At 48.9% G+C, this 15,394-nt stretch carries 1 protein-coding gene; it reads left to right on the top strand.

Annotated features, from left to right (window positions below):
- Window positions 1–55 precede the first annotated feature (55 nt).
- The gene (gene lgrD, locus ACFVS2_RS04610; RefSeq protein ID WP_390231504.1) at window positions 56–15,307 is read left to right on the top strand and encodes a linear gramicidin non-ribosomal peptide synthetase LgrD; all 15,252 of its coding nucleotides are present in this window, start codon (window positions 56–58) and stop codon (window positions 15,305–15,307) included.
- Window positions 15,308–15,394: the final 87 nt, after the last annotated feature.

Consider the following 15,394-nt stretch of genomic DNA (forward strand, 5'->3'; position numbering starts at 1 on the left):
GGCGTCAAACACGGCGCCTCTATGGCAAATTTTTTATGGGAGTGGGCAGGAGAAGATGAATAACATTGAAACGTATTATCCCGTTACTCCTTTGCAGCAAGGACTCATTTTCCACAGCTTGTTGGAACCAGAGTCCGGAGCCTATATCGTACAGATGGGGTTGAAGCTGCAAGGTCCCTTGAACATTCCGTTATTCGAACAGGCATGGCAATGCCTCGTAGACAGACACGCTATTTTTCGCACCAGGTTTATTGGCGGGAAAGTAAAAGAATACGTCCAGGTTGTCTTGAAAGAGCTGAAGGTTTCCCTGGTGGAACATGACATTATTCATCTTTCTTCTTCCGAACAAGAAGCGTTTCTTCATACCTTTACCAAAGATGATCGCAAACGTGGTTTCAATATCGAAGAAGCACCATTGATGAGATTAAATCTGTTCCGTTTGAATAGGAATACCTTTCAATTCTCGTGGACTTTGCACCACGTACTGATAGACGGGTGGAGTATGCCGTTAGTATTCGGGGAAGTGTTTGCGGCTTACAACATGCTCTGCAATGGGCAGCCTGTACAACTTCCTCCGGTTAAATCTTACCGTGACTACATCGTCTGGCTGAAAAAGCAGGACTTGAAGCAAGCGGAGGCGTTTTGGCGCACGTATCTACAAGGCTTTACGGAAACCACGCCACTTTCATTCGGTCGAGCTTATAAAAACCCGTACCTTGATCAGAAAAATTATCGGGAGCTAGATCTGACCGTTTCCGAGCCAATCTCCAAATCATTACAGACATTGGCCCGTCAACATCGCCTGACGGTCAACACGATTGTGCAAGGCGCATGGGCACTGCTGTTGAATCGCTACAGTGGACAGGACGATATTATTTTTGGTGCCACTGTATCCGGACGTCCTGCCGATTTGCCTGGAGTCGAGACGATGATTGGTCTGTTTATTAATACACTCCCTGTCCGCGTGCAGGTAAAAGCAGAGGAGAGCGTTATCAATTGGCTCAAATCTCTGCAACAACAGCAAGCCGACTTCCGCCAGTACGAATATACCCCACTGGTGGAAATTCAAGGCTGGAGCGACTTGCCGCGTGGACAATCTCTGTTTGAGAGCATTCTCGTCTTTGAAAATACTCCTGTCGGTAATTCTAGTGGCGGTAGTGGAGAGAGTGAGCTTTCGATCGTGGATGTACATGCCGAGGAGCAAACCAATTATCCATTTACTCTGGTTGCGGCATCAGGCAAAACAATCGACATCAAAGTCAAATTTGATGAAAGTCAGTTTGAGCTCCCATCTATTGAGCGAGTTCTTGATCAGCTTCATTCACTACTAATCTCTATCGCCAAAAACGCCAAGCAACGGATTGCCGACCTTTCTATGATCAGCGAAAACGAACGTGAACAGGTTCTCGTTCAGTGGAACCAGACGGCGGAGGAATATCCGAGCGGCCTGTGCGTTCATCAGGCGTTTGAACAACAAGTGGAGAAATCACCAGATGCGATTGCCGTTACCTTTAAAAACGTAGAGCTCACCTACAAGGAACTAAACGAGCGAGCAAACCAACTGGCCCATCAGCTCGTAAGCAAAGGCGTAAAACCGGATACACTCGTAGGCATATGCGTACATCGTTCCCCTGAAATGATCATCGGTATTCTCGGCGTCTTAAAATCAGGAGCTGCCTACGTACCGATTGACCCGGCTTACCCGCAAGAACGCATCGCCTATATGATCGAAGATTCACAAACAAATGTGTTGCTGACCCAGCAATCTCTCATGGACATCTTGCCAGCAACACAGGCGACTGTCATTTGTGTAGACGGCAATCCTTTAATAAATGAACCTATCGCCAACGTTGCTTGCAAGGTTACAGAACATAACCTTGCCTACGTTATCTATACATCTGGTTCAACAGGACAGCCAAAAGGGGTAATGGTCGAGCACCACAGTGTGATAAACATGGCTCATGCCTTGATCCATGCTTTTGATATTCAGCCAACCAGTCGTGTTCTGCAATTTACCTCGTTTAGCTTCGACGTATCGGTGTCCGAGATGGTTATGGCCTTACTCGCTGGTGCGACGCTGGTCATCGAGGATCGAGAGTCCCTTTTGCCAGGCCCTGAGCTGATCCAGGTTTTGCAAGAACAACGCATTACCACCGTATCCATGGTTTCTTCCGTACTGGCAGCACTACCTGAAGCAGACCTGCCTGACCTTTGCACCTTGATTGTAGGCGGAGAAGCTCCGAGCCGTGAACTTGTGGCACGCTATGCGACGAATCGCCAGTTCTTCAACTGCTACGGTCCAACGGAAGCAACGGTCTGCTCCACTATGATGCGTTGCGAGGTTGGAATGAGTAATCCGCCTATCGGTCGGCCAATTGCCAACGCGACGATGTACGTTCTGGATGCTAACAGGCAGCCCGTGCCTATCGGTGTACCAGGTGAACTGTATATCGGAGGAAAAGGCTTGGCTCGCGGCTACTGGAATCGTCCAGAACAAACAGAAGAGCGCTTTATCACTCATCCGTTCGGCAAAGAAGGAGAGCTACTCTATCGGACGGGCGACCTTGTTCGCTATCTGCAAGACGGCAACCTCGAATTCCTTGGACGTATGGATGATCAAGTCAAAATTCGCGGTTTCCGCATTGAATTGGGGGAAATTGAAAATTCACTCAGACAGCATTCTGCCGTCCATGAAGCTGTGGTCATCGTCCGTGAAGAAAAAGCCGGAGGCAAACGCTTGGCCGCATATCTGGTAGCAACGGGAGACAAGCCAACCGCCGAGGAGCTCGTTCTTTTCCTGAAAGAATCGTTGCCTGAATACATGATACCAGCGGGCTTTGTATGGCTAGAGACGATTCCGCTCACGGTTAATGGAAAAGTAGATCGACGAGCACTACCAGTACCAGATTGGGGACAACTTTCCACGCAGCGTAATTATGTTGCCCCCCGTACTCCTACAGAGGAGCTGGTAGCCAACATCTGGTCGCAGGTTCTCTCGGTAGAACGAATCGGTAGCTACGACGATTTCTTTGAGCTTGGAGGCCATTCTCTTTTGGCTACGCAAACCATCTCTCGCTTAAAAGAAGCGTTTAGCATAGATTTACCGCTCCGTGCCTTGTTCGAATATTCAACAGTCAACAGACTCAGTGAATTGATTGTATCCATGAACGAGGACAATTCTGGACTTTCCAGCATTCCGCTCGTACCAGTTTCACGTGATCGACATTTGCCGCTTTCCTTTGCACAGCAGCGCTTATGGTTCTTTGACCGCTTGATGCCAAACAGTGCGCTCTACAACATCCCAACTGCTGTTCGTTTGCAAGGAGAGCTTAACATTGAAGCACTAGAGCAAAGCTTGCAGATGATTATCTGCCGTCACGAGAGCTTGCGTACAACGTTCTCCGATATCAACGGGGAAGCCGTTCAGGTGATTCATCCAGAGATTGATTGGAAACTGAGCAGAATGGATATACGAGAGCTGCCAGAAGATAGACGAGACGACGAAGGACAACGCTTGACCAAAGAAGATGCGAATAAGCCGTTTGACCTCGTCACAGGACCGCTCATGCGTGCGACGATTATTCAAACAGGAGAGCAGGATTTCATCTTCCTGCTGAACGTACACCATATCATCGCCGATGGTTGGTCAGCGGGTGTTTTACTCAGTGAATTATTTACCTGCTATCAGGCATTTAGCAAATCAGAAGTACCGCAACTAACCAACCTGCCTATACAATACGCAGATTATGCGGCATGGCAGCGCGAATGGCTTACAGGAGACGTTTTGGAAAAACAACTGTCCTACTGGCGTGCAAAGCTGGGTGCAGCAGAACCGCTTCTCGCCTTGCCGACAGATCGTCCTCGTCCTGCTGTACAGTCCTACGAAGGAAACAGCATCACACTGATGTTTGACAAGGAATTGATGACGGATCTGCTTTCCTTGAGCAAACGCGAAGGTACGACGTTGTTTATGACGTTGCTCGCCGCATTCCAAGTATTTCTGTATCGATATACAGGACAAGACGACATCCTCGTCGGTACTCCTGTAGCAGGACGCAGTCACCAAGAGACAGAAGGATTAATTGGATTTTTCATCAACACATTGGCCATGCGAACAGATTTGTCAGGCGACCCTAGTTTCAGAGAGGTACTAAGCCGTGTGCGAGAAACAGCCTTGGGAGCCTATTCCCATCAAGATCTACCCTTTGAAAAGCTCGTAGACGAGCTGCAATTAGAGCGCAGTCTCAGCTACTCACCATTGTTCCAAGTGATGTTCGTTCTGCAAAATATTCCGGTTCAGGTAGAAGCGCTTGAAGGGATTCGCATTTTGCCACCAAAAGGGAATCAACAGGTAGAGACAACCAAGTTTGATCTCACCTTGACGATGGCAGAGACGGTAGAGGGTCTGTCCGCTACATTCGAGTACAACACATCACTATTTAATCAGAACACAGTAGAACGAATGATCGAACACTTTACCCAGCTGCTCAAAGCCGTTGCTGCGAACGCAAATCAAGACATCACCGCTCTACAACTGATGGGGGAGACGGAGCAGCAGCAGGTAGTATCTGAATGGAACAACACCGTAGTTGCTTACTCCAAGGATCTTTGCGTGCATGAACTGGTGGATCAGCTCGCTCATGAAATGCCCGACCAGCCGGCTGTTCTCACACGCGACCAATCTATTACCTGCGCGGAATTGAATGCCAAAGCGAATCAACTGGCGCATTATCTGCAGAAACAGGGAATTGGTCAGGAAAATCTGGTAGGGATCTGCGTTGAGCGCTCTATCGAGATGCTGATCGGTCAACTGGCAATCATGAAAGCTGGCGGTGCCTACGTACCAATGGACCCAGCATATCCCAAGGATCGTCTCGCCTTCATGATGCAGGATGCAGGTATGTCGATTGTACTTACACAAGCCAGACTCGCAGAAAAACTCCCTGCGGGTACGAGCCAATTGATTTGCCTAGACTCAGACTGGGAGTCGATCTCCCGAGAAAATACGACGACTCCAATGAACTTGACTACGACGAACCAGCTTGCTTACGTCATCTATACATCTGGTTCGACAGGCACGCCAAAAGGGGTTGAGATCGAGCACGTCGCGCTTCTCAATCTAATTTCTTGGCATCAACGCGTATATAATGTCACGTCCGCAGATCGTGCGTCGCAGATCTCCGGGACGGCATTTGACGCATCTGTATGGGAAATTTGGCCTTATTTGACAAAAGGAGCCACACTTTATTTACCAGAAGAGGAAATCCGTCTTGTACCGGAAAAACTCCGTGATTGGATCATCCATTCTGAGATCACCATCAGCTTTTTGCCGACGCCTTTAACAGAGAGCTTGCTGGCTCTGGATTGGCCGAGCCATACCAAGCTTCGTTACATGCTGACAGGAGGAGACAAGCTCCATCACTATCCAAGTGCGAATCTGCCGTTTACCCTGGTGAACCAATACGGTCCAACCGAAAACGCAGTTGTTGCCACAGCTGGTATCGTTCCGATAGGGACTGGACAAAGCTTTGCACCATCCATTGGACGTCCTATTGACAACGTGCAAGTCTATATTCTCGATGCGCGTATGCAGCCAGCACCCGTAGGAGTCACTGGTGAGCTATACATTGGTGGAAGTTCCTTGGCGCGCGGCTACCTGAACCGTCCCGAACTGACACAAGAGCGCTTTGTCACTCATCCTTTTAGTGAAATAGAAGGAGCACGTCTCTACCGTACAGGGGATTTGGTGCGCTACCTGGAGGACAGCAACATTGAGTTCATTGGTCGTGCAGATGATCAGACGAGTATTCGTGGATTCCGCGTCGAACTGGGGGAAGTAGAAACAGCCATTCTCGCTCACGCTGCGGTAAAAGAAGCAGTGGTCACTGTCTGCACGGATCATCAAGGAACAAAGCGTCTTGCTTCCTACCTGGTTTTAGAAGCGGACACGGAGATTGCCACAAGTGACATCCGCAAAGCGCTAAAGGAAGTACTGCCTGATTACATGGTTCCTGCGTTTTTCATCCCGTTAGATTATCTGCCGCTCACACCAAATGGAAAGGTAGATCGCAAAAATTTGCCTGCACCTGATTTCAATCGTCCTGAGTTGGAAGGACAATTTGTTTCACCAACTACGGAGAAGGAGCAACACCTTGCCGCTATATGGAAAGAAGTTCTCGGTATTGACCAAATTGGAATACACGATAATTTCTTCGAGCTAGGCGGTGATTCGATTCTCAGTATCCAGATTGTGTCACGTGCCAATCAATCAGGTCTAAGGCTCACACCGAAGCAATTATTCGAATACCAAACCATCGCTGAATTAGCAGAGGTCGTAGAGGAAAAAGAAGCGATATTTGCTGAACAAGGTCCTATTATCGGCGAATTGCCACTCTTGCCGATTCAGAAGTGGTTCTTCCAGCTTCCGTTGAAGAACAGACATCACTGGAATCAATCCGTGCTGCTCTCCATCCAGGCAGGCATTGATCAGGAAGCACTGAAACAAGCGGTAGGGCACTTACTCCTTCAGCACGATGCTTTACGCATGCGCTATACACAGACAGAGTTCGGCTGGAAGCAAGAGATGGATGCGCCAAGTGATACGATTCCATTCCGGATCGAAAATCTGTCCCACCTTACACCAGATGAGCAATTCAAGGCCATCGAAAAGATTGCAGATGAGACGCAGGGAAGTCTGAATTTGTTTGAAGGGCATGTGGTTCAGTCCATTTATTTCGATTTGGGTCAAGATCAACCCAATCGTTTGTTGATCGTCGCTCACCACTTAGTCATAGACGGGGTATCGTGGCGCATCATTCTCGAGGACTTGCAAAACGCCTACCAACAAATTGCCGCAGGGCAAGAGGTGAAACTACCAGCGAAAACTACCTCCTACAAAGAATGGGCGGATGAACTGGAGCGCTACGCGAATTCAGATGCTTTGCAAAACGAAAAAAAATACTGGATGAGCAAATCCTCCGTCGATTCAGCACAACTACCTGTGGACGTGACAGATGATGGGGAAAATACAGAAGCAACGACAAAGTCCGTCAGCGCTACATTGACCAGCGAAGAAACCAAAGCACTCCTGCAAAACGTACCGCAGGCATACCGCACTCAGATCAATGACGTCCTGCTAACCGCTTTGGCGAAGTCACTTACTAGGTGGACGGGTAATCGATCTGTGTTCGTAAACGTAGAAGGGCATGGCCGTGAAGAATTGTCAGAGAGAATCGATTTGTCCCGTACCATCGGCTGGTTCACCAGCATGTATCCGGTGCACCTTCAATGGGACGAAACATTCTCCGTAGGAAAAGCACTTTTGACGACCAAAGAAGAATTGCGTGCGATCCCAAACAAAGGGCTTGGTTACGGCGTTCTTCGTTACCTCCATGCGGATCAGAATATTGTCGATGAAATTTCCCATATTCAAGCACAAGTGCTGTTCAACTACATGGGCAAAATCGATCAGATTGTCGATGGCGATTCCTTATTTGGCTGGGCACCTGAGTCCAGCGGTTCCAACCTTAGCCCAGCCGCTGGGCGACACCACCTGATCGACGTAAATAGTGTCGTTGCAGGGGAACAACTGCATGTGACTTGGCGATACAGTGAGAAGATTCATCTAGAGAGCACGATTACAGCAGTCGCGAAGGACTTTATGGATGCGCTTCGTGAGATTATTGCCCATTGTGCGACAGAGGAAGCTGGCGGTTACTCACCATCCGATTTTCCTCTGGCAGAATTGGAGCAGAAGAACATCGACAAGCACATCGGTTCTGACCGACATATCGAGGATATCTATACACTTTCACCGCTCCAACAGGGGATGCTGTTCCACTCCCTGTATGCAAGCGACAGCGGGGATTACGTCGTTCAATTTGCCATTCATTTCAAGAACCTGAATGTGCCGGTATTCGAGCAAGCATGGCAAAAAGTTATGGACCGCCATTCCATTCTGAGAACGTACTTCATCTGGGAAGGTCTGAATCAAGCACATCAAATTGTCCGCAAAGAGGTAAACGTATCTCTTTGTCAGGAAGATTGGCGCCATTTGCATTCGGATGTACAGGATGAGATGTTTACCGCTTTTCTAGAGGAAGACCGTAGACGAAGCTTCGATATTACACATGCACCTTTGTCACGATGGGTTGTCTTCCGAACAGGAGAAGAAAGTTATCGCTTCGTTTGGAGCTTCCATCACGTTCTACTTGATGGTTGGAGCGTTCCTTTGGTACTGAATGAACTGTTTGCCTATTATGCCTCGATCAGCGAAGGGCAAGAAGTTAAGCTTGGACATCCTCAGCCGTTTTCCCAGTACATTGCTTGGTTGAAACGTCAGGATATGCAGGAAGCCAAGCAATTCTGGGTAAACCAACTAAAAGGCTTCCACGAACCAACCACCTTGGGAATGAGCAAAACAGTAGTCACTGCGGGACCGAAGCAATACTCAGAGAAGAGCATCCTCTTAACAGAAGAAACAAGCGAGCATTTGCAAAAATTCGTACGCGAACACCAGTTAACACTCAATACCTTGGTACAAGCGGCGTGGGGCTGGATTCTGGGAAGCTACAGCGGGGAAGAGGAAGTCATTTTTGGGGCGACAGGTTCAGGGCGTCCGGCAGACCTCTCCAATGTTGAGACGATCGTAGGCTCCTTCATCAATACCTTACCTGTACGGATATCATTGCAGACGAACGCGACCATGCTAGAGTGGCTGAGAGACTTGCAGCACAGACAGCTAGAGATACGCCAATATGAATACACTCCGCTGTTCGACATCCAAGGATGGAGCGAACTGCCGCGTGGATCTGCGCTGTTTGAATCGATACTCGTATTTGAGAACTATCCGGCTGTACAAGCAGCAGGGCAAGAAACAGACGAGTCCAATTCGGCTATACCCAGTGTTTCTTTGGAAATTCACGACGTAGCAGCCGTCGAACAAACGAATTATCCACTTACCTTGGTGGCAGCACCAGGCAAACAAGTGGCCATCAAACTCAAGTATGAACAAAACCGTTTTGATGACGCGATGATCGACCGGGTCTTGAGCCAAATTACCCAACTCATGGTCACTATGAGCAAGTCTCCGGAGATGCTTCTGAGTGACGTGACGTTGATAGATGATATCGAGCGCGAGCAGGTACTCATCGAGTGGAATCGCACGGAGAAGGAGTATCCACGCGATCTTTGCATCCATGCAGCATTTGAACAACAAGTCGCGAAAACTCCTGAAAACATCGCACTTGAGTATAACCAACAAGCCTTAACGTATGCGGAGCTGAACCAAAAAGCCAACCAGATAGCACATCTGCTTCTCGCGCAAGGAGTGCAGCCTGATACGACTGTTGCCATCTGCGTGGAGCGCTCCATGGAAATGATCATTGGCATTCTTGGTGTGTTAAAAGCGGGAGCAGCCTATGTACCAGTTGACCCAGCTCATCCCGAAGAAAGAATGGCCTTCATGCTGGAAGATTCACAAGCAGCTGTCGTGCTGACACAAGCGAGACTTGCAGAGCCATTCACAAAAACGAACGCGAACGTCATCTGCCTGGATGAACTGTTCTACGAGCAGATGTCCGTAGAAAACGCACAAAGCGGTGTCGTATCAACCAATCTCGCCTATGTCATCTACACATCCGGTACCACTGGATTGCCGAAAGGGGTAGCTGTTGAGCATCGCAGTGTGATGAACATGGTGCAGGCTTACATGAATTACTTCGAAATAAACGAGTTCAGCCGTGTCCTGCAATTTACGTCATTTGGCTTCGACGTTTCCATTTCCGAGATTCTACAGGCTCTGCTCTCTGGAGGAACGTTAATCATCGAAGATCGTGAGTCTCTGTTACCAGGTCCAGACCTCGTTCGCACCCTTCGTGAACGTCGCATCACCAAGGTATCGATGGCATCTTCGGTACTCGCGTCACTACCTGTTGAAGAGTACCCGGATCTGGTCTGCCTTGAGGTCGGAGGAGACGCATGCAGCCGTGAACTGGTTGCCCACTATGCAAAAGGACGAAAATTTTATAACTGCTACGGACCGACGGAAGCAACAGTTGGTACGGTCATCGCTCTTTTAACGGATGCTGACGATGCCCTGACTATTGGTCGTCCATTCCCGAATACCAAGCTGTACGTGTTAGATCGAAATCTTCAGCCAGTCCCTATCGGTGTTCCGGGAGAGCTGTACATTGGTGGCGAGAGTCTTTCGCGTGGTTATTGGAATCGTCCAGAGCTTACAGCAGAGCGTTTTATTCCGAATCCATTCGGTCAACCGGGAGAACGACTCTATCGAACAGGCGACCTCGTTCGTTATCTGCCAGATGGCAACGTGGACTACATCGGTCGTGTCGACGATCAGGTAAAAATCCGTGGGTTCCGTATCGAGTTAGGTGAAATTGCAGAGGCATTGAGACAACATGAGGCAATCAAAGAAGCAGTCGTTATTGCGCGAGAAGCTCGACCTGGTGACAAACGATTGGTAGCCTATCTGACCAATGCTTTGGAGCAGGAGACGTCCATAGACGAAATCAAGCTCTGGCTCAAAGAGAAACTTCCCGAGTACATGATCCCGTCGCATTTCATGTGGCTTCCGGAAATCCGCCTTACGGTCAACGGAAAAATTGACCGCAAAGCATTACCTACGCCAGATTGGGGCCAGTTTACAGCCGTATATGTCGCGCCACGTACCCCAGTAGAAGAAATGGTCGCCAACGTCTTTACTGAAATCCTCTCCATAGAGAAAGTGGGCGTACACGACAACTTTTTCGAGTTAGGCGGACACTCCCTGCTCGCAACGCAGACCGTTTCTCGCCTGCGGGAAATCTTTGGGGTAGAGTTGCAAATTCGTACGCTGTTTGAATACCCAACAGTCGAAGGGCTTAGTGAACAGCTGGTTATGCTCACCAAGCAAACATCCATCAAGATGGCTCCACCGATTGTGAAAGTATCTCGCAAAGAACCGCTCCCATTGTCATTTACCCAGCAGCGTTTGTGGTTCCTGGAGCAGTTCAATCAAGGAAGCTCAGTCAACAATATTCCATCCTTCCTACGTATCCAAGGGGACCTCAACATATCCGCGTGGGAAGAAAGCTTGAAAGCCATCATACAGCGTCACGAGAGCTTGCGTACTCGTTTTGAGGTTCGTGACGGACGACCTGTTCAAGTGATTCACCCTCAGGACGATTGGATAATGAGCCATACCGATCTGCGGGCTATGGACCCTGCTGAAAGGGAAGCAGAAGTCAAACGCCTTGCCGAGCAGGCCACACTCAAGCCATTTGACCTAACCAAAGGTCCGTTGCTCCGTGCAAATCTGGTTCAGCTCGACGAAAAAGACTTTGTGTTCCTGTTCGTGATGCACCACATTGCTGCAGACGGTTGGTCGATGGGAATTTTCATGAGCGAATTAATGACCAATTACAAAGCGTTTAGTCAAGGAGTGGCATCGCCATTTACGGAATTGCCGATCCAATATGCAGATTTTGCCGTCTGGCAACGTGAATGGTTAAGTGGAGAGGTTCTTGATGGACAGCTCGAGTACTGGAGAGAAAAACTCAAGGGCAGCGAACCATTACTGCAACTGCCAACAGATCGACCGCGGCCACCTGTACAGACATACGAAGGAGAGAAGCTCTCCATTCAGTTTGGAGCCGACCTCTTGGAAGAATTGCGTAATCTGAGCGGAAAAGAAACGACGACACTCTTCATGACATTGGTTGCAGCCTTCCAAACTCTGTTGTACCGCTATACGAATCAAGAAGATATTCTCGTCGGTACTCCGATTGCGGGACGTAACAAACAAGAGACGGAGCAGTTGATCGGTTACTTCATCAATACACTCGTTTTACGCACAGATATGTCAGGTCAACCAAGCTTCCGCGAATTGCTTGCACGCGTTCGTGAAACAGCCCTGGGAGCTTATGCACACCAAGACGTACCGTTTGAAAAATTGTTAGATGAACTGCAGCTGGAGCGTAGCATGAGCTACTCGCCACTATTCCAGGTGATGTTTATTCTGCAAAACATCCCGATGCAGATAGATCCTGTTCATGATATTCAAATGAGCAGCTTTGACGTCGGCGCGGAAGCCGTGACCTCGAAGTTCGATTTGACGGTGACCATGTTGGAGACATCAGACGGTCTCATCGCAACCTTGGAGTACAACAAGGCGTTGTTTGATCACAGTACGATCATTCGAATGTTTGATCATTTCCACAAGCTTCTGGAAGAAATCATTGCCAACCCGGATCAGTCAATCACCTTGCTACCGCTCATGCGTGAGGAAGAGGAACAACGACTCATTACCGAATGGAATCGTACAGAAGCGCCATACCCGAAAGAAAAATGCGTGTATGAAATGATTGAGGACATGGTGGCGAAAGCCCCGGACAACATCGCTCTCATCGTAGGAGATCAAACGACTACCTACAGGGAGTTGAACAGACAAGCGAACCAGCTGGCTCATTATTTACGCAAGCAAGGAGTAGGACCCGAAGTGCTCGTCGGTGTCTGCACACAGCGGACAACCGAGATGATGATTGGACTTTTGGCCATTATGAAAGCTGGTGGGGCCTATGTGCCAATCGACCCAAGCTACCCAGCAGATCGCATTGCCTACATCATCGAACATTCACAGGTTCCAGTCCTATTAACGCAAGAAAATCTGCTGTCAACTCTGCCTGAGCACCACGCCAAAGTGATCTGCCTAGATAATGATTGGGAAGCAGTTGCCGACGAAAGCGAGGAGAACCCGACCAAGCTTGGGAATTCCGACAATTTGATCTATGTCATCTACACGTCCGGTTCTACAGGCAATCCAAAAGGAGTAGCACTCGAGCATCGCAGCGTCAGTTACTTCCTATCGTGGGCACACGACACATTTACACCAGAAGAGATGAGCGGCGTACTGTTCTCCACATCAATCTGCTTTGACTTGTCTGTCTATGAAATGTTCGCAACACTGACCATGGGTGGCAAAGTTATCATGGCGGAAAATGCATTACAATTGCCAGCCTTGCCAGCAGCCAATCAGGTGACACTGATCAATACCGTCCCGTCCGCAGCGATGGAGCTGGTGCGTATGAAAGGTATTTCAGCGTCGGTTCGCGTCATGAACCTATGCGGCGAGCCACTTTCTAACAAGCTGGCGCAGGAATTGTATACCTTTGAAAACGTAGAAAAAGTCTTTAATCTCTACGGGCCGACAGAGGACACCGTTTACTCTACACACTCCATCGTGAAAAAAGGAGCCATTAGCGAACCACTGATCGGACGACCGCAGTTCAATACGCAAGTATTTGTATTAGATAGCCATCGCAAACCAGTGCCAGTAGGCGTGCCGGGAGAATTGTACCTCAGTGGATCAGGCTTAGCACGTGGCTATCTCCACCGCCCCGATCTGACCATGGAACGCTTTGTGCAAAATCCGTTCCGTGAGCCAGGGGAGAGAATGTACCGGACTGGAGATCTCGTACGCTACTTGCCAGATGGGAATCTTCAGTTTATGGGACGTGTTGATTACCAGGTCAAAATCCGCGGCTACCGTATCGAGTTGGGAGAAATCGAATCTGTTCTGAGACACCACCCTGAAGTCAAGGAAGTCGTGCTAGTCGCTCGTGAAGACAGAGAAGGGGACAAACGTCTAGTAGCGTACATCGTGTTCGAAGAGAATCACACAAGTACGTCTCATGACCTGAACCACTTCCTGACTGACAAGCTTCCAGCCTATATGATCCCGCAACACTTTATGATCATGGAGAGCTTACCGAAGACGCCAAACGGTAAACTGGATCGCAAAGCGTTACCGAAGCCGGAATACGACCGCTCGGAATCAGGCGTCGAATACAAAGCGCCGCAAACGCCAGTCGAGATCATGTTGCATACCCACTGGGCCGTCGTGCTGGAAATGGACAAAATCGGTGTTCACGACAACTTCTTTGAGGTTGGTGGTCACTCATTGCTCGCTACCCAGCTTATCTTCAAGATTCGCGAAGAGCTACAGCTTGAGGTACCGCTGCGAATCCTGTTCGAGACCCCGACTATTGCGGGTATGGCCAAGACCATCGAGGAAATTCTCAAACACGGTCTTTCTGCTGTTTCCCATGACATCGACGCAAAGGATCTCAAGGATGAAGTCGTACTCGATCCAGCGATTCAGCCTGAACATCCGTACATGGGTGATCCAAGCCAGTTCCAAGCGGCATTGTTGACAGGAGCCACTGGTTTCCTTGGTGCTTTCTTGTTGCGTGACCTGCTACAGATGACAGACGCTGACATTTATTGCCTCGTTCGAGCTTCTGACGAAGAGGAAGGAATGGCACGACTACGCAAAACATTAGAGCTATATGAGTTATGGAATGAGGAGCAGGCGCATCGGATTGTTCCTGTAATCGGTGATCTGGCACAGCCACGGCTCAATCTGACCGACGATCAGTTTTCCGAGCTGGCTGAGAAAGTGGATGTGGTCTACCACAACGGTGCTCTCGTTAACTTTGTCTATCCGTACGCAGCTCTGAAGAAAGCAAACGTAAAAGGGACTGAGGAAATCCTCCGCCTTGCTGCAGCCAAAAAGACCAAGCCTGTGCATTTCGTCTCAACGATTTTTACGTTTGCATCCGAAGAAACAGAAGAATCTATGGCCTTCCGCGAAGAGGACATGCCAGAGAACAGTCGCGTTCTCACTTCCGGTTATACACAGAGCAAGTGGGTAGCCGAGCATCTCGTCAATCTCGCACGCGAACGCGGCATTCCAGCGGCGATATACCGTTGCGGCCGGATGACTGGGGACAGCGAAACAGGAGCATGCCAGAAGGACGACCTGATGTGGAGAATTGCAGCAGGGATTATAGATCTAGGCAAAGCTCCTGACATGAGCGGCGATCTGGACATGATGCCAGTTGATTTTGCAAGTAAAGGAATCGTTCATCTCTCCATGACAGAACAGAGCTTGAGCGAAAACTTCCACTTGCTCAACCCGAACTCAACCGATTACGAAGACCTGATTTCAGCGATTGAAAACAGAGGATTTGTTTTGGATCGAGTCACCATGGATGAGTGGATTGAAGCGGTGCAAGAAGATACGAAAGAAAAAGGCAACGAGGCCAATTCAGCCGCTCCACTCGGCAACCTGTTCACAGACGGCCACACTAGCAGAGGAAGTGTAGTCTATGTAGGCAATAAAACGACTCGATTGCTGCGCCAAAACGACATTGAATGCGCGGAAATCGACGAAGAAGTTTTTGGCAAAGTCCTTGATTACTTTATCAGAAGCGGCCAACTAAAATTACCGGAACAAGCTTTACAATAAAAAAATGAAAGCCCATCCGTCACCTCATTTCATGGCGGCGGGTGGGAAAATTATCAAAATAATGATAAACTTTATAATAACTATAAA

This window comes from Brevibacillus sp. NPDC058079, from assembly GCF_042885155.1.
GTDB lineage: Bacteria > Bacillota > Bacilli > Brevibacillales > Brevibacillaceae > Brevibacillus.